This window comes from Gulosibacter sp. (assembly GCF_052090685.1).
GTDB lineage: Bacteria > Actinomycetota > Actinomycetes > Actinomycetales > Microbacteriaceae > Gulosibacter.
In genome coordinates this window covers 50,628-70,927 of the sequence record NZ_JBQDBE010000006.1, presented here as the reverse complement: position 1 = coordinate 70,927, position 20,300 = coordinate 50,628, and the positions used below count along the sequence as shown (strand labels likewise).

Genomic DNA, 20,300 nt, shown 5'->3' with positions numbered 1-20,300 from the left:
CACCTCTTCGGTTGCCCTCAATAGCAGTCGAAGTCAACCACCTGCATCCAGGAGTCGTCCCCATGCGAAATGTCGCCATCATTGGTTCCGGTCCCGCCGGCTATACCGCAGCAATCTACGTAGCCCGCGCCGGTCTCAAGCCGGTGCTGTTTACTTCCGCGGTCACCGTGGGTGGAGAGCTCATGAACACGACCGATGTGGAGAACTTTCCCGGTTTCCCGGATGGGATCCTCGGCCCGGATCTGATGCAGAAGTTCCAGGATCAGGCAGTCCGGTTCGGTACCGAACTCGTCTTCGACGATGTTGAATCGGTGGAACTCGAAGGCGACATCAAGCGCATCCACACCGCCTACGAGGGTGACTACGAAGCGCTCGCCGTGATTCTCGCAACCGGTTCGGCTTATCGCCGCCTCGGTGTTCCCGGTGAGGATCGACTCTCGGGCCGCGGTATTTCCTGGTGCGCCACCTGTGACGGTGCGTTCTTCCGCGAGCAGCACATTGCCGTGATCGGCGGCGGCGACTCGGCCATGGAAGAGGCGCTGTTCCTCACCCGCTTCGCCGACCGCGTTACGATCATCCACCGTTCAGCGAACTTCCGCGCCTCGCAGATCATGCTCGACCGTGCTCGCTCGAACGAGAAGATCGAATGGCTCACCGACGCGAAGGTGCTCGAGTACCTCGGCGAGACCAGTCTCGAAGGCCTTCGTCTCGAAAACACGCAGACCGGTGAGCAGTTTGATCGCGAATTCACCGGAACCTTCGTCGCAATCGGTCACGACCCTCGCACCGAACTTTTCAGCGACCAGCTCGACCTTACCGAGACCGGTGTTGTCGCAGTCGAGGGCCGCAGTTCACGCACCTCGCTGCCGGGCGTATTTGCCGCTGGCGACGTCCTCGACGACCAGTACCGTCAGGCAATCACGGCAGCGGGTTCTGGCACGGTTGCGGCACTTGATGTCGAGGAGTACCTCGGCACGCTCGATCGCGAGCTACTTGCACGAGTTGCGGAAGACGCATCCGGAACCACCGACGAAGCAACAACAGAGCCCGCATCCGAACCGGTCATCTCGCTCAACCCAATCGCGCTGAACCCGAGCAGTTTCGCCGATAAGTAGTTTTCATTTTGCAATGTTCAAGGAGATCTGAATATGTCCACGGTTATTGACGTCACAAATGCCAATTTCGAGGAGGAAGTCCTCAACGCTGAAGGCAGCGTCATCGTCGACTTCTGGGCAACCTGGTGTGGCCCTTGCCGCCAGGTATCGCCCATTCTCGACAAGATCGCGGACGAGCACCCCAACGTCAAGGTGGTCAAGGTCGACGTTGATCAAGAAATGGATCTCGCAATGAAATACCAGGTCACGAGCATTCCCGCGATCAAGCTCTTTGAGGGTGGCGAGATCCGCAAGGAAGTGATCGGCGCGCAGTCCAAGGGTGCCTTCGAGAAGAGTTTCGCGGGTTACCTCGACTAGTCCACGCCGCTGGTCAAACGCCAGTCTTCGTCCGCACGGGCGTAGACTGGCGTTTCGTCTATTACGCGAAGGATGCCCGTGTCATCGCCAGATCCAGCTACTCAACCCGGGGGAAGAAACCTTGACCCCTGGTACGACAACTATGCGAGCCGTACTTCCGGCCTGACCGTAAGTGAGGTGCGAGCGCTGTTTGCGGTGGCGTCACGCCCCGAAGTTGTGTCGCTCGCGGGCGGCTCGCCGTTCGTCGCCGCGCTTCCGGATTCGCTTGTTCGCAGCGCCTTCGACCGGATGATGCGCGAACACGGCCCCGAAGCCCTGCAATACGGTGGGGGTCAAGGAATCCCGCAGCTGCGCGAACGCATCCTGGAGCTCATGGCGCTCGAAGGCATTACCGGTGCCTCGGCCGACGATGTGGTCACGACCACCGGCTCGCAGCACGCGATCGACCTGGTGACGAAGCTCTTCATCAATCCCGGCGATGTGATTCTGCTCGAAACCCCGAGCTACGTCGGGGCGCTTGGCACCTTCAAGTCCTATGAGGCGGATGTTCGCCACGTAGATATGGACGACGAGGGGCTCAATATGGAGTCGCTTGCCGAAAATATTCGCAAGGTCAGGGCCGAAGGTAAGGAAGTCAAGTTTCTGTACACGGTGCCGAACTTCAATAACCCCACCGGGGTGACCATGTCGGCAACGCGTCGGCAGGAGGTCCTTGATCTGTGCATCCGCGAAGGTGTGCTCATTGTCGAGGACAACCCGTATGGGCTGCTCTACTTTGACGAGAAGGCACCGAACGCAATCCGGTCGCTTGATGCCGACCACGTGCTTTACCTCGGGTCATTCTCGAAGATTCTCTCTCCGGGGGTGCGCGTCGGTTATGTTCTCGCGCCGCACGGCATTCGCGAGAAGCTTATTCTTGCGGTGGAGTCGTCCATCCTGTCACCCTCCTCGCTGAATCAGTGGCTCGTGACCGAGTATCTCGAGGGCAGCGACTGGCGAGCTCAGATCGACACCTTCCGGCACACTTATCGTGAGCGGCGGGATGCGATGCTTGCTGCAATGCAGGAATACCTGCCGCAGTTGAGTTGGACGATCCCCAATGGCGGTTTCTTCATGTGGGTGCAGCTTCCCGACACTCTCGATTCAAAGCAAATGTTGCCGCGAGCGACCAAGGAGCTCGTTGCCTACACGCCCGGCACCGGTTTTTACGCGGATGGTCGTGGGCACGACAAGATTCGACTTTCCTATTCGCTGCCCGAGCCCGAACGCATCCGACTGGGAGTGCGTCGACTCGCGAACGTCATCAATGACGAGCTCGACCTCATCGAAACCTTTGGCACCTTCAGCAACCGATCCGATGATGACAACCGTTTCCCCTCGGCTCCGCCGAACATCAACTGATTTCAGCCCGACATACTCACGCGAATCTAGGAGCAGTTTTTATGACGATCGAAGGACGTCACGTAGTCATACTTTCGGGCGGAATCTCACATGAGCGGGATGTGTCGCTGCGTTCGGGTCGGCGGGTTTCGGATGCGCTGATCAAGGCAGGCGCTCGGGTCACGGTGCGTGAGCCCGATGAGACGCTCTTGCCCTGGCTCGAGGAGAACTTCGAGGATGTCGACGTCGTTTGGCCGGTGTTGCACGGAGTTTCTGGCGAGAACGGTTCGCTGTACTCGCTCCTACGTGCGCTCGAGGTGCCGTATGTCGGTTCCCGCCCCACGGCGGCGAAGCTCGCCTGGGATAAGGCTTCGGCGAAGGCACTCGTGAAGCGTGCGGGTCTCAGAACACCACAATCGATTGTTCTCCCGCAGGATACGTTCCGCGAATTGGGTGCCGCGAGCGTAATTCATGCGATTTCCAAGGGCATTGATTTCCCTGCGGTGGTAAAGCCCGTCGAAGGTGGATCTTCGCAGGGTGTGTCATTCGTCGAGGAGACCTTGCAGTTCTCACGTGCGCTCGTCACTGCGTTCACCTATGACGAGGGAGTCTTGATCGAGCGGAAAGTCACCGGCACCGAAGTCATGGTGGGGGTGCTGGATCTCGGTGACGGCCCGTTTGCGGTGCCTCCGGTGGAGGTTGTTCCGACGAGTGGTGTTTACGACTACGCCGCGCGCTACAACGCCGGTGAGACGACGTTCTTTGCGCCGGCCCGGCTGGCGCCTGAGCTTATCGCCAAGGTCTCTGAGCTCGCCATCACCGCCTATAACGTCATCGGAATGGCGGACATGGCTCGCGTTGATTTCATTATTGATGACGAGGGAATTCCGTGGTTCATTGAGGCCGACCCGATTCCCGGAATGACCGAGACCTCACTCTTGCCGCTCGGGATCGACGCCGCGGGGCTCGAGTTGTCCGAGGTCTACGCAAAGCTCGCCGAACGCGCTGCAGATCGCGGACCCCGAAACACACCAACGCATACTGATTTCGTGGTCTAGCACCTGACTGAGTGCGGGATGCGGTGGTCAGCTTCATAGCCGACTACCGCATCCCGACGTCACTTTCGAATGCCTTCGTGAACGCTATGCCTCGGTGGATTCGCCGATCGCTTCGAGGATTCGATTCAGGTCTGCAACTGACGCAAAGTCGATGCTGATCTGGCCTTTTGTCTTTCGCAGTACGACTTTTACACGGGTATTGAGTCGGTCACCGAGGCGCTCGCCGACGGTAGACAGGTGGGCATTGAGTGAGTCACTACCAACTTGGCTCTGCCGCGAGGGATTCTTTTCAGTTCGAATGCCCATAGTGGATGCCGCGAGTTCCGCTTCACGTACCGAAAGGTTCTCGTTGATGATTTTGTCGGAGAGTTGCGCCATCGCGGCTGGTTCGTGCACCGAGAGTACAGCTCGTGCGTGACCGGCGCTGAGGACACCAGCGGCAACCTTTCGTTGGACATCAACCGGCAACTTGAGCAGCCGCAGCGTGTTTGAAATTCGCGGTCTGGAGCGACCGATTCGATCCGAGAGTTCTTGTTGCGAGCATCCGAAGTCATCAAGCAACTGTTGATACGCGGATGCTTCTTCCAGCGGGTTGAGTTCAGCGCGATGGAGGTTCTCGAGGAGCGCATCCCGAAGCATGTCTTCATCATCGGTGTGACGAATAATGGCAGGAATGGAGTCACGGCCGGAGGCCTTGGTCGCGCGCAAACGACGCTCACCCATAATGAGTTCGTAGTCGGCATCGCCACGACGCGGATCATCACTATTAAGTGGACGCACCACGATGGGCTGGAAGACACCAAATTCACGGATCGAGAGTGTCAGCTCGTCGAGCGCCTCTTCATCGAATTCGCTTCGAGGCTGACGCGTGTTCGCCACAATTCGATAGGGATCAAGGTTTCCAAGCTGCGCTCCAGGGACCGGAAGTAGTCCCTCAGCTGGTTCTACCGCCGCATCTTCATTTCCATGATTAAGCATTGGCAGGTCTTGTGCAGAAGTTGTGGATAACTTGTGGACGCTATCCGCTACTCGATCTTCATTCTGGAACTGACGAGCAGCGATGTCGTCGTGCCCATTCTCGATGGAGGAGCCATTCTTTGATGCGGCAAGTGCCGCACGCACGTCGGCCTCTATTTCAGCGTCGAGCTCGGCATTTTTGTCGCTCTCTGTCTGGACAGACTCGGTGTTTCCCGTGAAACGTGAGGAATTTGAGGGTTCCTGGGAGCCATCAGCCGGCTTCTGGGTACCTTTATCCGGGTTAAAATCTTCGCCCGCAGGAACCGTTTGGGCGTTCTGGTTTTCTTCCTTGGCAATTTTTGATGGTTCTTGTCGGCCACTGGGTGCCGAACCGTTAAAGAACACATCAATTGCGCGATCGTCCTGAATTGGGGCTTGGGGAATGAGGGCGCTCAGCCCTCGGCCAAGACCGGCACGCTTCTTAGTTGCCATTGCTCGTCACTCCTTGTTTTGCCATTTCGAGTGCAGCTTCTTTATAGGCGACTGCACCGACGCCTTCGGGGTCATAGGTGAGGACTGTTTTGTTGAAACTCGGTGCCTCAGAAATCCGTACGGAGCGGGGAATGACAGTGTCAAGTAGCTCACTTGGGAAGTGGCGACGCACTTCATCGGCAACATCCTTCGAAAGATTCGTTCGTTTATCGAACATTGTCAGAAGGATGGTGCCGACCCTAAGAGCGGGGTTGAGGTATTCCCGAAGCCGTTCGATTGAGTCGAGGAGTTGCCCGAGTCCTTCAAGTGCGTAGTACTCGCTCTGAATCGGGATCAACACTTCCTGCGCTGCGGCGAAGGCGTTGATGGTGAGAAGCCCGAGCGAAGGAGGGCAATCGATGAAGACATAATCGATCCGCTCGCCATTCGCCTCTTGCTGCTCAAGGTAGTTGGTGATTGCCGTTTTGAGACGCGTTTCACGTGAAACCATGGGAACGAGTTCAATTTCTGCGCCTGCCAAGTCAAGAGTTGCCGGGCAGCAGTAGAGATTCTTGAGATCCGGACTGGGTTGCACAACATCTGCGAGGTTCGCACCATCGATGAGTACTTCGTAGGTGCCAGGCGTTTCACCTCGGTGCTCGATATTCAGTGCAGTCGAGGCGTTTCCCTGGGGGTCGTTGTCGATTACCAACACGCGCATTCCGAACGTGGAAAGTGCAGCCGCAAGATTCACCGTTGTGGTGGTTTTGCCCACACCACCCTTTTGGTTGGAGACCGTAATCACGCGAGTTTTCCCTGGTCGGGGGGCTGTTTTCGTCTTCAAAGTCTTCTTCTTTGCGTTCAGCTCGCTGATCTGACGGGCAATTGGCGAATCAAAAACGTCGCTCATGCTGGCAAACCCTTTCTCCCAAACCGTATTCAAGACTGATGGCGATCCGGGACTTCTATCTTCGTTTAGTTTCAGTATTGCGGCGCGAGGCTCGCGGCCGGTATCAAAGTACGTTTCACGTGAAACATGAGAGTTTGTGGTTCTGGTGGCTAAGAGCCGGCACCGTCGGTGACCTTTCCTGTCTAATTCCGGGACATGTACCAGGTTCTCATTGGCCACCGACATTTCATGTCAGCAATTCGTACTGCCATCCCTCCTTGGCTGTAGTAACTATCTCGCACTAACACCCCTACATCAGCGCTCTGCGCCTGACCTTCTCACCTCTGACACGTTCGTTCTTGCAGTTCTCGTTCCAAGGAACGAACATTAACCATCGCCGATCGGCACCTACACCCCGTTTCACGTGAAACGCCTCGACACAGCACACCACCAAATGCACTGACGACTCATGATGCGTCTCATCGAGAAATACCTGCCGGTAGCAGCCTCCCGGCCTCGATGTACTGCCCGTTTCACGTGAAACCTACACAGCGCCAATTTGATGGCTGCATCTATCGAGAACTGGTAGCCGATCCTTGGCCTGAGCCGGCCATCTCAGTCTGAATTGCTTCATCTCCGAGTCCGGCTAACCCTTCGATTTCGGGGCGTAATGAACATTCGATCACTCGCGTTTCGCGTGAAACAAGACCATCCAAAGCACACCGTTTCACGTGAAACCCTCCCTTCAGCGCACCAATTGACAAATACTCTCTTTGCTCTGAAGATCGGCTATCTGCAGGGCTGATTCGCCCTTAAATTGAGACACGTGCAGAGCATTCGGTCATTCCCGTTTCACGTGAAACTACAACACCGACTTTGTTGCATGAAGAACTCCCGTCTCAGGCGGAACTCTGATTTTCACTCGTGCAGCAATATTTCACGTGAAACGAGCTAATCCAAGCCGACCGTTTCACGTGAAACCGTCGGTTCCGCACACAAAGTATCTCTGGCCTTGTACGTCGCTAGAGAGGGATAACCGTGATGAACGCGGCTACTGTCAACACCACGGGTACCGACTCGGAACTATGCACCAGACCGCCATCACTGTTGACTTCGGTAGCCGGACCAAACGACCCCAAACCCGCAATTTGACGCGAGTCCAAAGAGAGCCGGTGCTGTTCGACAACGCATGAAGGGACAGACAAAGTCGCCACACAATTCTGACGGCGCTCCTATAGAGACGATTAGAGCATCTTTGCGGGAGCTCACCAGCTCATTCGTCACTCCAGTTCAAGAGAATGTTTCACGTGAAACTACACCTTGGACCGAAAACGCCATCGCCTACCGAAGAGAAGATGTTGAGTGGGGCGATATCCGTGAATCGGAAAGTCATTGAAAGATGCGGGATAGCGCAACTACACGCAAGCTCACCATTCAAAGCCACCTGCCCTACAGTTTCACTTCCTGAGTCTCTCGAAGAGTACTCGTCTTCAGCACACCTACTTGGCCGTAGGACCAATTGTCCATGGCGGCCGACCGTTTCACGTGAAACCTGGTCGAGAAGGTCGAAGTGGAGAGCGATGCAAACGAAACTGACTCACCACGCGATCACGCATTCCAGCTCTTCGAGCAGGGACTATGGCATTGTCCTCTGCAAATCGTCCGGCGGCAACCAGGAATGTTAACGGAATGGACTCTCACGCATCACGCAAATACGCGACTTCGAGAGGAGGCGACAGAGCAAGTAGAGACTGATGAACTCACCAAACTTCGAGCCTTATGCCTAACGGAGTGCTCATCGAGCTCATCCGACTGGGCAACTCGACCACAAGGAACGTTTCACGTGAGACGGCAAATCCGCAGTGCCTAGCAGAGACTCATGCGCGGGCCGCTCCTTCACTCCTCGACAAGAAGCAGACACTTACCCTGGGAGCAAGGGCTTAGGCTCGTCGGCAAGCGTTTCACGTGAAACGACGCCTCGTTATTAAGAACCAAATGTCTGAAGCAATACAGTTCGATACTCATCCAAGACAGCCCAACTCCGCATCCAATTGACTTCCGAAATGTAGCTCTGACGCACCCACGATTCCAGTTCTCGAATCGACGGAATCCGGCGCGCGCTAGAAGGCATCCGATCGAAAATGCGTGGAGGGACACTTGCCATTCTCCACACCCGACAACGCCGACAGCTAATCGCGTGAACTCGATTAGCTCAGATATTGGCCACCAACTGCAGACATCACGTGTCTCACGTTTCATGTGGAACGATCATCGGGAAAATTGCCCGGTCTTGACCGCTCAATCCGCGAACTCTGGTATCGAAGTGCCAATTTGTCTCCGCACTTACAGTTGATGGGATCAACTTCAAATCGAATGCTCGGGTCTCACTTCTCCACCCAACACAACGTCTCGCCGCGCTCGGCCTCTGGGCGTGGAGCGACCGCCCCGCCGACGAGGCTTGGCTGACCATCTTGCCCACTAGTTTCCACGTGAATCCCGTCTTCACTGGCTTGGAAGTAGAAGACAAAAATCGGTCCATGAAAATCCGCCCACCGTTTCACGTGAAACATGGACCAGCGGCAGCATTCAGCTATTGTTTCATTCGATTCCACACCAGGTTCCACACATGGAAACTCCGAGTGTGAGGAGTGGGAGTGCATACGTTTTCGATTGAAACGAACCCCTGCATTAAATGGAGCAGCAGACACATCACTTAGCGTTGATCAAGTTTCACGTGAAACATTCGCATCGTCGACTAGCCATCGAATTGCATTCGGCACCTATCACCGAGTGAGCATTGTTCCTTCGAGGGATGATGTCTTATCGAAGTGAAAAGGCTCAACTATTCAATAATGGAGACCGGCTGACGACCACTTGGATTCAATTACAAAGAGTCATGAGTCAGACTGTGATTTGTTTCACGTGAAACGGATCAGGCTCAATAAATGGACGGACGAATTTAACGTTCTACCACAGTCAGGACTCGTTGCGGTGAAGAAGCGGGGCGTGAAACTACTCGAATCAAGAAAACGAGTTTTCAGAAGAAATCCCTGATCAACCAACGATTATTCTGAATATCGATCCGATATTCACGCGTATGTAAATGCGCTACTGAACCGTTGCCCGCACCACGCGGGTCGGCTCCGTATCCAGTTCCACGCCGACTTCTTCCACTCGAATATCGGTGAGGTCGAACCGGCGAATGACCTTCGCCGCCTTGGTGATTTCGGCTTCGGCCGAGCGACCTTTGAGTAATACGATCTCGCCACCGTATTTCACGAGCGGAACCGTCCACGGCAACAGTTTTGAGAGCGCAGCTACGGCTCGAGCGGTCACCTGATCGAAGGCCACGTTCTCCGCAATCTCTTCCGCTCGTCCACGCAGTGCGGTTGCATTACTAAGCGCGAGCTCGTCTATTTGTTCGACTAGCCACGTGTGCCTGCGCTCCATGGGTTCGATCAGCGTGAACTTCACGTCCGGTCGTGCGATCGCAAGTGGAATTCCAGGAAGCCCTGCCCCCGATCCAACGTCACCCACCTCGCCGTGAAGCAGCGGCGCAATGAGCGCGGAATTAATGATGTGACGCGTCCACAATCGCGGATACTCAAGTGGACCAAGAAGCCCGAGGAGTTCGCCATCGCGGACGAGCGCGTTCGCATATGCCTGTGCAACCCCAATTCGATCACCAAAGATCTCGTCGGCAACTTCTGGTCGCGGTTCAACTTCGACCCGCTCACCGTCAATCTCCAACTCAAGGATTGGCTCGGGAATCTCGATCGCGTCACTCATGGTGTTCGACTCTATGCCGTTTGCGCGCGCAGCACAGTGTGGCGGTCCCGACCTTCGCCTTCACTCTCCGAGTGATAGCCTCGGTCGGCCGCGATGTCGTGAACGATCTTGCGTTCATAGGAAGACATTGGGGGAAGTGCCGCGCTTGCTGCGCCATCCACGATCCGCTCAACGGCGCGATCCACCAGCGCTTCCAATTCGCGTTTGCGTGCGTCTCGCGAACCGCCGACATCAAGAATCAAGCGGGAAAATTCGCCAGTTTCTGCCTGGACGGCGAGACGCGTGAGCTGCTGCAAAGCATCCACCACTTGACCCGAAGAGAGCTTGGACAGGTTCGAGTTCTCACCGGCAGTCACCGAGACGTAGGTACGTCCACCGGTGACATCAATCTCGAGGTCTCCGTCAACGTCAGCGATGTCGAGCAGTTCTTCAATGTAGTCAGCCGCGATATCACCTTCGTCGCGATCATCTTCGTCCGACTCATCCTCGTCAGACTCGGCGTCCTCGAGCTGATCATCCTCCGAGTCCTGCACAAGCTCACTCGCCGCAGACGCGTCAGCGGTGGCATCCGCGCCCGACGCATCCATAGAGCCCTGCTCCTCAGCAACATCGTCGTGACTCGTGTCGACACCGACCGTGTCTTCGTGAAGTTGGTCTTCTCTGGTACCGCTACTCATTCGCATCCCTTTCAGCGGGTGGCTCGTGACGCACCAAGTCCGTCACCTTGCAAAACTACTTCTTCTTTTTCTTCTTCTTCGCCCGTTGCTTCGAAATGGGCTGCTGCCGCTGACCCTGCGGCTTCTCTGGCTCGATCTCTTCGACGCCGTTCTTCTTCTTTTTCTGGTTCGCGGGATTATCTGGCGAAGTCTCCCACTTACCTTGACGGCGGAGGCGCTCTTCACGCTTCTTTGCCGCATCCGAACCAGGCGTTGGCATCGCCCGAATGGTCCACCACTGCTGACCCATGGTCCAGAAGTTCGACATCATCCAGTAGCTCATCACACCGATTGGGAACATGAGCCCCGATACCGCCATCACGAGCGGCAGCAGGTACATCATCATCTGCTGCTGCTTGAACATCGGCGACTCCTTGGCCGCCGGAGAGATGTTCTGCGAGGTGATCTGGAACTGCGTAAAGAACTGCGATCCGACCATCAGAATGATGATGACAATTGCGGTAAAGATAACCGCAAAATCCCCGTCCGAGTTCATCATGGTCGCACTGAGTGGCGCACCAAAGATTTCAGAGCTTGAGAATGACTGCGCCAGATCAATATCCATGAGACCAACGCCGGCCTCATTGTTGTTTGCCGTGTTCAGCACCCGGAAGAGTGCGAAAAAGATCGGCATCTGAATCAGCATCGGCCAGCAGCCGGAAAGTGGGCTAGAACCGTGCTCCTTATAGAGCGCCATCGTCTCTTGCTGCATGGCCTGCTGCGAGAACTGGTCCCGCTTGCCCTTGTACTTGTCCTGGATGCGCTTAAGTTCGGGCTGGAGCTCCATCATTCCGCGCATCGACTTCACTTGCCGAATCGTCAACGGGAACATCGCCGAACGGACGATCAGCACCAGCAGAAGAATGGAGAGGATCCACGTCCAGCCATCCAGATCGCCGAGTCCAACAGCCGACAATCCAGCATGACCACCGACCAGGATGAGCTCGATCACCCACCGAAGCGGCCAAAGGAGTGTGTCAATAAATTCCATAGCGGGTGCTTAGTCTTTCGGTTGGAGGGTTGATACGACAAAACCAATGGACGTGGTGCGCAGTGCGAACACACGTTTTGGTTCAGGTACCTCGTCAAAATCAGGCTTGGCCCAGGGGTGGCAGCGCAGTATTCGTCGTAGTGCCATCCAGCTTCCGCGAATGAGCCCGTATATCTGTACTGCCTCTAAACCATACGCGGAACAAGTGGGATAGTACCGGCATACATCACCGTAAATAGGAGAAATCACTTTCCGGTACCCGAGGAGCAACGCCACGCCAATGTTTCGTGGAATCAGGGCAAGATTGTGTAGCACTGGTTTCAAGTCAATCGACCACGTCGGAACATGAGCACTGCTCGGGGATCGCAGTTGCGCCAAGCTGATCGCCAGCATCCAACACGGCGCTGCGGACTCGTGTGCGAAGCTGCTGAAAATTCAGCTCAGCCGCATCTGGGAAAACACGGATGATGAACGCCGCACCGGTCGGTACCGCCACGAGCAATTCACGAGCGATGGCCTTTAGCCTTCGCCGAAGGTGGTTCCGGACAACAGCAACACCCACCCGCTTCGTGATGATAAATCCGAATTGGGTGGGTGCGGCAGCATCAGCTTGTAGCTCGGCGAACACGAGTAAACCTCGCGCGCCAACCCGAAGACCCTTGCGAGAGATTCGACGATAGTCCTCGCCTCGCGTGACTCGATTCGGGTGAGCAAGCACCGAGACTACGCCGAGAGAACCTTGCGGCCCTTGCCACGACGTGCCGAAAGGATCGCGCGGCCGGCGCGAGTCTGCATGCGGTGACGGAAACCGTGCTTCTTGGCACGCTTGCGGTTGTTCGGCTGGAAAGTACGCTTAGACATAAATTGACTCCGGGATTGTGACCCCGTCAACGGGGAACGACTCTTCGCCCTGACTACGGGCTCAACCGGAACAGACTACATCGCAGGACAATTGTGGGTCAAGTATTCATTGAGACTTGGTGACACTTACCACCCAAGGGTGGCACTTTTCGCGCGACGCGCCGAGGATTCGCCATTCGGTTGCGAGAACCCCAGGGGGAGGTCCTATGCTTGAGCGTCTACGACTAACATTATGCACAGGTTCCACAGTTATCCACAGGACCTGTGCATAACTTGATTAGTTAAGGCAACCACGGGCAAGATCAAGCGAGACACGCCTGAGCGATAGTCATCGCTTTGGAACACCACACACCGACCGGCAGTCGCAGAACGAGGAGCAGTACATGACCGAAGACGTCACCGTCATCTGGTCATCACTCCTGACTACGTTGAAAGCCGACAATTCTCTCCCCGCATCCATGCGAGGTTTTTTTTCGCTCGTCGAACCAAAAGGCGTGATCAGCGGCACAATTTATCTTGAAGTGCCAAATGATATGACCCGCACGATGATCGAACAACGCGGTCGCGCAGCACTCTTCGACGCGATCGGCACACTCGGATCAGAAGCGGGAATCGCAAATTTCGCGGTGGTCGTGAACCCCGATATCGAACCACTCCCGACACTCGATACCAAAGAGCACCAACTCGATGAGTCTCGACCAAGTGCGCTCGAGCAAGCGAGTTTGGCGCAGGCAGACGTGGTTGCTGAGGACTTATCCCCGAGTTATCCACAGGGGGGATCTTCCCCGTATGTCCTGCAGCAGGCTCCGTATCACGCGGAGGCTCCGACGGCGCCTCCGGAGCACGACTCCCGACTCAACCTGCGCTATACCTTCGAAAATTTCATCATCGGTGGTTCAAACCGATTTGCGCACGCTGCAGCAGTTGCGGTCGCGGAAGCACCCGCTCGAAGCTACAACCCACTGTTTATTTACGGTGACGCCGGGCTCGGGAAGACGCACCTGCTGCATGCCATCGGCAACTACGCGGAAAACATCTACCCCGGTATCCAGGTTCGCTACGTGTCGAGCGAGGAGTTCACGAACGACTTCATTAACTCCATCGGTGCGAACCGGGCACAAGAGTTCCATTCCCGGTACCGCAACAACGACATCCTGATGATCGACGACATCCAGTTCTTGCAGGGCAAGGACTCCACGATGGAAGCGTTCTTCCACACCTTTAACACCCTGCATGAGCACAACAAACAGGTGGTCATCACCTCCGATGTGCCACCAAAACAGCTCACCGGTTTTGAAGACCGGATGCGTTCCCGCTTTGAGTGGGGACTCATCACGGATGTGCAGTCTCCCGATCTCGAAACCCGCATCGCCATTCTTCGCAAGAAGGCGCAGGCTGACGACATCACGCTGCCCAAGGATGCAATCGAATTCATTGCGGTCCACGTCACCGGTTCCATTCGGGAACTCGAGGGCACACTCATCCGCGTCACCGCGTATGCGAACCTGAATCAGCAGGCGATTGATCTCAACCTCGTCAGCACCGTATTGAAAGACCTCATCACTGACGATGAGCCGAACATCATTGCGCCACAGGACATCATTCGCGAGACCGCAGACTACTTCCACCTCAGTGTCGAAGACCTCTATGGTTCAAGTCGCTCACAGGCGATCGCCACGAGCCGGCAGGTTGCGATGTACCTGTGCCGGGAGATGACGAACCTCTCGCTCCCCAAAATCGGTCAGCTCTTTGGCGGTCGCGACCACACAACCGTCATGTACGCGCACCGCAAGATCACCAAGCTGATTACCGAGGACCGGTCGGTCTACAACCAGGTCACCGAACTCACCTCGCGAATTCGCCAGTCGAGCAAAGATTCGCAGCGTCGGTCAAAGTCCGGATAGCTCCTCGATTCACGAATCACACTGCCATGCGGGCAACCGCGATGCTTGTCGATGCGTATCATCCGCCGTCTGCCACCCCGTAATTAACGCATTTTAGCGGAGTCATCCGTTTCGGACTCGGTTCCATAATCCACAGAAGCCGTACTTATCCACAGCTTCTGTGGATAACCCTGTGCAGAAACCCGTGGATAGACGGTGGAGGAAATTCTCGGCTCGAGTTTCCACAATCTGTGGATAACTCGGCGGAAATACACGAAACAATGTGGATAACTCCATCAAAGCTGTGCACAACGCCGTTTCCGTTCACATCGACGAAATTTTTTGTCACTTTCCATTCACCTTAAAACCACAACTTCCACCGATGTAGTTCCCTAGAGAAAACAAGCATCCACAGAGTTATCCACATTATCCACAGGTGTTAATAGTGCGGTTGCAGATCTATCAATTAATGAAAATTCGCTCGTGACATCTATCCGACCCGAAGTCGCATCCCAACTCCGCTCCGCCTAGCTCAAAGAACTTCACAAAAATCGGGAACTTGAGATTCGCAGCAACGCGGTCGCGCTAGCATGGGTTCTCATCCCAAATCGAGAGGACGCACCGTGAAGTTTGAGGTCAATCGCGACGTGTTCAGCGACGCAGTGTCATTCATTGTGAAACTGCTGCCGCAACGTCCAACACTGCCAATTCTGAGCGGTGTGGTCCTTGAAGCCGCCGAAAACGGTCTGTCGCTCTCCTCATTCGACTACGAGGTCTCAAGCCGCACTTCGATCGACGCAAAAATCGATGAAGACGGTGCCGTGCTCGTACAGGGTCGACTCCTCTCGGATATTGCCAACCGTTTGCCAGACGCGCCGGTCACAGTCGAACGCACCGATCAGGGCATTGCAATTACCTGCGGCCGTGCAAGTTTCTCGCTTCCGACAATGCCGATCGAAGAGTTTCCAACCCTTCCCGTTGTCGAAGGAACCACCGGCATTGTCTCAGGCGAAGACTTCTCTGAAGCAATCGGCCAGGTTTCGGTTGCCGCATCCAAAGAGGATGTTGCTCCCGTCATTACCGGTGTGCACCTCACCTTCTCGCCCACGGAACTCAACCTTGTCGCAACGGACCGCTACCGCGTCGCCGTTCGCACCATCAATTGGGAAAGTAATTTTGCGGAGGGCGATCAGGCACTCGTGCCAGCCCGAACGCTCAGTGAAGTGGGTAAGTCCTTCGGCAGCGCCGATGAAGTCACCGTAACGCTGGTGACCGAGGGCGAACGACAGCTCATCGCGTTCACCGCAGCTGGACGCACGGTCACTTCGCTCCTCATCAAGGGCAACTTCCCGGCAGTTTCACGTCTTTTCCCCGCACAGTCACCGCATTTTGCTGTGATTCAGGGCAGCGAAGTTGTGGATGCTGTCCGTCGTATGCAGCTCGTGCTCGAGCGCGAACAGGCACTGCGCTTTTCTTTCACCGAAGATGGGCTCAATTTGCAAGCCCATGGCGCGGAGCAAGCAGCCGGATCCGAAGAGCTCAGTGTCAACCTGCAGGGCAATGACATTGTCGTATCCCTCAAACCCCAGTTCCTCTTGGACGGGGTCAACGCCATTCATTCGGCATTCGTGAAAATTGCCTTCACCGCCACGGACAACCCCAATAAGCCGGGGCCAGTGCTGTTGAGCGGTCAGACCTCACTCGATGAACCTGCCGAGAACGACACCTTCCGCTACCTGCTGCAGCCCAATTTGCTCATGCGATAGCGGTGCACGTCACTCATCTCAGCCTGCGGAACTTTCGCAATTACGCATCCGCAGATCTTGACCTCACCCCCGGGGTACGAATCTTCGAGGGCATCAACGGTCAGGGAAAAACCAACCTCATCGAGGCGGTCGCCTATCTTTCAAGCCTTCAATCGCACCGGGTTTCGAGCGATGCGGCGCTGGTGAAGTTTGGTGAGGATGCGGCAATCATCCGTGCTGAGTTGGCGCACGGTCCGCGCCAACTCAGCATCGATGTGGAGATCACCAAGTCCGGTTCCAACAGGGCAAGAGTCAGTGGGCATCCCGTGAAGGCGAGGGAGCTCCCGCGGTTTTTCAACACCGTCGTGTTTGCACCGGAGGATCTCTCATTAGTTCGTGGTGAGCCGGCACAGCGGCGGTCCTTCATTGACTCGCTCTTGGCAACGCACGCACCGCGGTTGGCAGAAGTCATTGCAAACTACGAACGAGTGCTCAAGCAGCGAAACTCACTGCTTCGGTCGGCGAAGGCGCGGCGCGGCTCCGATGCATTGCTGAGCACCCTCGAGGTATGGGATGAGCAATTGCTCTCGCTCGGCACGGACATCATTGCGGCGCGGCTCGCGTTGATTACGCGGCTGCGGCCACACCTCGCGAACAGCTATCGTGCGTTGGTCGATGCGAATCACGGGGCCGGTATGACCATGCGCGTATCGGCACTGGCGGATGCGCGAAATCTCATGGACGAAGACGGCGCAGGTGGTGAGATCGATAGTGAGCTCACGGTCGAAGAGATTCGCGATCAGTTCACACAACGACTTGTGGATGCGCGAGCGCGGGAACTTGACCGCGGCACCACTCTGGTTGGTCCGCACCGTGACGACGTGACGTTCTGGCTCAATGAGTTACCCGCCCGAATTACCGCAAGCCAAGGAGAATCCTGGTCATTTGCGTTGTCATTGAAGCTTGCTGCAGCGCAGCTTGTGCGCGAAGTATCCCGCACGGGTGATCCCGTGCTGATTCTCGACGACGTGTTTGCAGAATTGGATGGCCAGCGCCGAAGCCGACTTGCCGCGGCGGTCGAGGGCTATGAACAGGTGCTCGTCACCTGTGCCGTACTCGAGGACCTTCCGGAAGAGCTGTGGACACGAACGATCCGGATTTCCGCGGGACAGATCATTGATCCTCCCACCGCGGTCGAAGAACCGCGAGAGGAGGTGGCGGACGCCGATGACCCAGCAGCATCCCAATAACCTGCCTGATCACCGTGATCATGACGCCACCCTTAGTGAAGCCTCGGAAGTCTGGCACCGATTCAAAGAGGTCTTTGGCGGCCGGACCACATCCTTTCACCGCCGGAAAAACCGGCGACAGCAAAAACAAGAAGCCACGGCCGAGGAACAATTCGCATTCGGCCCCCACCGTGACCCGGTTGGGGCCGATCACCTGCTTACCCAGCTCTTTCGGGAATACGATTGGCAGCGTCCGCTCGCGCAAGCGAAGGTAATCGATGACTGGGCTGAGCTCGCCGGTGAGCAGACCGCACAACACGCACAACCGCTCTATGTCAACGAAGGCAAGCTCATAGTGCAGTGTGATTCGACGGCGTGGGCCACGCAGCTTCGCTCGATTCGTTCCCGGATTCTTGGCACCATCGCTGAGCGTGTTCCCGATGCGGAAATTAATGAAATTCAGTTTCTCAATCCGGGAGCGCCGTCGTGGAAGCGAGGACCGAGGTCAATTCCTGGTCGCGGCCCTCGAGACACGTACGGCTAGGGATCCCGTACCAACCCACATGCGAGGGGGCAAAATCGTTTAGGGGCCATTCTGAGCCTAAATGACGGGGTTCTTGGTAGGATGGGATGTCGGCCTCAGCAGTGCCTGGGGCTTTATATTTTCTAACCCGCAAGGAGTCCGAATCGATGAGCGAGACCCACTCGAATCACCAGGTTCCCGGCAGCAATAAGGTCGAGAACACATACGGTGCCAGCGAAATTCAAGTGCTGGAGGGTCTGGAGGCGGTTCGTAAGCGGCCGGGCATGTACATCGGCTCCACCGGGCCCGACGGGTTGCACCACCTCGTGTATGAGATTGTCGATAACTCAGTGGATGAGTCGCTAGCGGGCTACTGTGACGACATCGTGGTCACGCTGCGCGCCGATGGTGGCGTCTCGGTGATCGACAACGGTCGCGGTATTCCGGTCGCCGAGCACCCCATCGAAGGGGTATCCACGCTTGAAGTGGTGCTCACGAAGCTGCACGCCGGCGGTAAGTTCGGTGGCGGCGGATACGCGGTCTCGGGTGGTCTGCACGGTGTGGGCTCTTCGGTGGTCAACGCGCTGTCGCACAAGCTCATCGCCGAGGTTCGCCGCGATGGCTACGAATGGACCCTGGAATTTGCCGATGGTGTCCCACAGCATGAAATCCGGCGCGGTGACGAGGCTGAGGAATCCGGGACCTGCATCACCTTCTATCCCAACTCGGAGATTTTCGAGACGGTTGAGTTCGACTACGAAACTCTCCGAGCTCGGTTCCAGCAGATGGCTTTCCTCAACCGCGGACTGCGCATCACGCTGATTGATGAGCGCAATCCCAACAAACTCAGCGCGAGCCTCACCACGGTCAGTGAGGTGCTCGAGACCGAAACGATCATCGGGGATGCACCCGAGACGGCCGACGACGTCGAAGACCTCGACGCTGCAGACGACGTTGAGACGGAAGAAGCGTGGGAGCCGCGCAAACAGGTCTTCAAATACGATCGCGGTCTCGTCGACTATGTCGAACACCTCGTCAAGCGCAAGAAGGTGGACCCGGTCCACGACGACGTGATCGAGATTGTGCAGGAAGATAAGGACGCGCAGATCTCGGTTGAGGTTGCCATGCAGTGGACCGAGTCTTACAACGAATCGGTGCACTCCTTCGCAAATACCATCAGTACCAAGGAGGGTGGTACCCACCTCGAGGGGTTCCGTTCCGCACTCACTTCGGTGATAAATCGCTACGCGCGCGAAAAGGGCCTGCTCAAAGACAAGGACGAAAACCTCACGGGTGAAGACGTCCGCGAAGGCCTCGCCGCAATCATTTCGGTGAAGCTCGGCGAACCGCAGTTCGAGGGGCAGACCAAAACCAAGCTCGGCAACACGGAGGCAAAATCCTACGTGCAGCGAATCATGTCTTCCTCGCTCGCGGAGTGGCTCGACCGCAACCCGACTCAGGCACGTGAGGTGATTCGAAAGGCGAGCCAAGCATCCCAGGCGCGCATCGCGGCCCGTAGGGCCCGCGAACAAACTCGACGCAAGGGCTTGCTTGAGTCGAGCGGGATGCCCGGCAAGCTTCGCGACTGCTCCTCGCGGAACCCGGATGAGTCAGAGATCTTCCTCGTGGAGGGTGACTCGGCCGGTGGGTCGGCCGTGCAGGGTCGAAACCCGCGCACCCAGGCCATTCTGCCGCTGCGAGGGAAGGTGCTGAACGTCGAGAAGGCGCGCATTGACCGTGCACTGCAAAATCTCGAAATCCAGTCGATGATTACCGCCTTCGGTACCGGCATCGGTGATGACTTTGACGCCGAGAAGGCGCGCTATCACAAGGTGATTCTGATGGCGGATGCGGATGTGGACGGGCAGCACATTACGACGCTGCTGCTCACGGTCCTGTTCCGCTTCATGCGGCCGCTCATTGAGGTGGGCTACGTGTATCTCGCTATGCCGCCGCTGTACCGACTCAAGTGGTCCAATGCCGCGCATGAGTACGCCTATTCCGATGAGGAGCGTGACGCGCTCATCGAACGTGGCCGCGCAGCGGGTCGCCGCCTGCCGAAAGATAACGCGATCCAGCGCTACAAGGGTCTCGGCGAGATGAACTACTCGGAGTTGTGGGACACCACCATGAACCCCGAAACACGAACGCTGCAGCAGGTCACGATGACCGATGCGGAAGCCGCTGACGAAGTGTTCGCAACGCTCATGGGCGAAGACGTCGAGTCTCGCCGCGCGTTCATTCAGCAGAACGCGCACGACGTGCGCTTCCTCGATATCTAGCGGCGGCCGAACCCGCGCATCCACGAATTTTTTGAACTCGACGAAACAAGGCTG

At 56.6% G+C, this 20,300-nt stretch carries 17 protein-coding genes; 9 read left to right on the top strand and 8 right to left on the bottom strand.

Annotated elements, in window-relative coordinates:
- The first annotated feature begins 62 nt into the window (after nucleotides 1-62).
- The 4 genes from trxB (at nucleotide 63) to ACTHXA_RS05355 (ending at nucleotide 3,910) form a co-directional block, all read left to right on the top strand.
- Nucleotides 63-1,115 carry a thioredoxin-disulfide reductase gene (gene trxB, locus ACTHXA_RS05370; protein WP_441670123.1) on the top strand — a complete coding sequence of 351 codons (1,053 nt, stop codon included), beginning with the start codon at nucleotides 63-65 and terminating at the stop codon, nucleotides 1,113-1,115.
- A 33-nt stretch (nucleotides 1,116-1,148) separates the two neighbouring features.
- Nucleotides 1,149-1,472, top strand: coding sequence for a thioredoxin (gene trxA / locus ACTHXA_RS05365; RefSeq protein ID WP_441670121.1), 324 nt, complete (start codon nucleotides 1,149-1,151; stop codon nucleotides 1,470-1,472).
- Between the two features lie 72 nt (nucleotides 1,473-1,544).
- On the top strand, nucleotides 1,545-2,873 hold the full coding sequence (locus tag ACTHXA_RS05360) for an aminotransferase-like domain-containing protein (protein WP_441670119.1): 1,329 nt from the start codon (nucleotides 1,545-1,547) through the stop codon (nucleotides 2,871-2,873).
- A gap of 41 nt (nucleotides 2,874-2,914) precedes the next feature.
- Complete coding sequence (locus ACTHXA_RS05355; RefSeq protein ID WP_441670117.1) at nucleotides 2,915-3,910, top strand: D-alanine--D-alanine ligase family protein; 996 nt, start codon at nucleotides 2,915-2,917, stop codon at nucleotides 3,908-3,910.
- An 84-nt stretch (nucleotides 3,911-3,994) separates the two neighbouring features.
- Here ACTHXA_RS05355 and ACTHXA_RS05350 read toward each other — a convergent pair whose 3' ends face one another.
- The 8 genes from ACTHXA_RS05350 to rpmH form a co-directional block, all read right to left on the bottom strand.
- The gene (locus ACTHXA_RS05350) at nucleotides 3,995-4,993 is read right to left on the bottom strand and encodes a ParB/RepB/Spo0J family partition protein (RefSeq protein WP_441670298.1); all 999 of its coding nucleotides are present in this window, start codon (nucleotides 4,991-4,993) and stop codon (nucleotides 3,995-3,997) included.
- 355 nt (nucleotides 4,994-5,348) lie between these two features.
- Nucleotides 5,349-6,467, bottom strand: a complete 1,119-nt coding sequence (locus ACTHXA_RS05345; RefSeq protein ID WP_441670115.1) for a ParA family protein — start codon at nucleotides 6,465-6,467, stop codon at nucleotides 5,349-5,351.
- Between the two features lie 2,868 nt (nucleotides 6,468-9,335).
- Nucleotides 9,336-10,016 (bottom strand): 16S rRNA (guanine(527)-N(7))-methyltransferase RsmG, encoded by a 681-nt coding sequence (gene rsmG / locus ACTHXA_RS05340; RefSeq protein ID WP_441670113.1) that lies wholly within the window; start codon nucleotides 10,014-10,016, stop codon nucleotides 9,336-9,338.
- Between the two features lie 11 nt (nucleotides 10,017-10,027).
- On the bottom strand, nucleotides 10,028-10,603 hold the full coding sequence (locus ACTHXA_RS05335) for a Jag family protein (RefSeq protein ID WP_441670296.1): 576 nt from the start codon (nucleotides 10,601-10,603) through the stop codon (nucleotides 10,028-10,030).
- A 145-nt stretch (nucleotides 10,604-10,748) separates the two neighbouring features.
- Entirely contained in the window at nucleotides 10,749-11,723 is a 975-nt protein-coding gene (yidC, locus tag ACTHXA_RS05330) for a membrane protein insertase YidC (protein WP_441670111.1), read from the bottom strand.
- 9 nt (nucleotides 11,724-11,732) lie between these two features.
- Nucleotides 11,733-12,116, bottom strand: coding sequence for a membrane protein insertion efficiency factor YidD (yidD, locus tag ACTHXA_RS05325; protein WP_441670109.1), 384 nt, complete (start codon nucleotides 12,114-12,116; stop codon nucleotides 11,733-11,735).
- The gene (gene rnpA / locus ACTHXA_RS05320; RefSeq protein WP_441670107.1) at nucleotides 12,049-12,441 is read right to left on the bottom strand and encodes a ribonuclease P protein component; all 393 of its coding nucleotides are present in this window, start codon (nucleotides 12,439-12,441) and stop codon (nucleotides 12,049-12,051) included. The genes yidD and rnpA overlap by 68 nt, the downstream gene beginning before the upstream one ends.
- 5 nt (nucleotides 12,442-12,446) lie before the next feature.
- On the bottom strand, nucleotides 12,447-12,584 hold the full coding sequence (rpmH, locus tag ACTHXA_RS05315) for a 50S ribosomal protein L34 (RefSeq protein ID WP_441670105.1): 138 nt from the start codon (nucleotides 12,582-12,584) through the stop codon (nucleotides 12,447-12,449).
- Between the two features lie 383 nt (nucleotides 12,585-12,967).
- Here rpmH and dnaA point away from each other — a divergent pair, with 383 nt between their 5' ends.
- The 5 genes from dnaA (at nucleotide 12,968) to gyrB (ending at nucleotide 20,246) form a co-directional block, all read left to right on the top strand.
- On the top strand, nucleotides 12,968-14,488 hold the full coding sequence (gene dnaA, locus ACTHXA_RS05310) for a chromosomal replication initiator protein DnaA (protein ID WP_441670103.1): 1,521 nt from the start codon (nucleotides 12,968-12,970) through the stop codon (nucleotides 14,486-14,488).
- Nucleotides 14,489-15,090: 602 nt separating this feature from the next.
- A complete protein-coding gene (gene dnaN, locus ACTHXA_RS05305; protein ID WP_441670101.1) occupies nucleotides 15,091-16,233 on the top strand; it encodes a DNA polymerase III subunit beta in 1,143 nt (380 codons plus the stop codon).
- A gap of 2 nt (nucleotides 16,234-16,235) precedes the next feature.
- The gene (gene recF / locus ACTHXA_RS05300) at nucleotides 16,236-17,462 is read left to right on the top strand and encodes a DNA replication/repair protein RecF (RefSeq protein ID WP_441670099.1); all 1,227 of its coding nucleotides are present in this window, start codon (nucleotides 16,236-16,238) and stop codon (nucleotides 17,460-17,462) included.
- Nucleotides 17,440-17,985, top strand: coding sequence for a DUF721 domain-containing protein (locus tag ACTHXA_RS05295; protein WP_441670097.1), 546 nt, complete (start codon nucleotides 17,440-17,442; stop codon nucleotides 17,983-17,985). The genes recF and ACTHXA_RS05295 overlap by 23 nt, the downstream gene beginning before the upstream one ends.
- A gap of 146 nt (nucleotides 17,986-18,131) precedes the next feature.
- Complete coding sequence (gene gyrB, locus ACTHXA_RS05290; protein ID WP_441670095.1) at nucleotides 18,132-20,246, top strand: DNA topoisomerase (ATP-hydrolyzing) subunit B; 2,115 nt, start codon at nucleotides 18,132-18,134, stop codon at nucleotides 20,244-20,246.
- The last annotated feature ends 54 nt before the right edge of the window (nucleotides 20,247-20,300 follow it).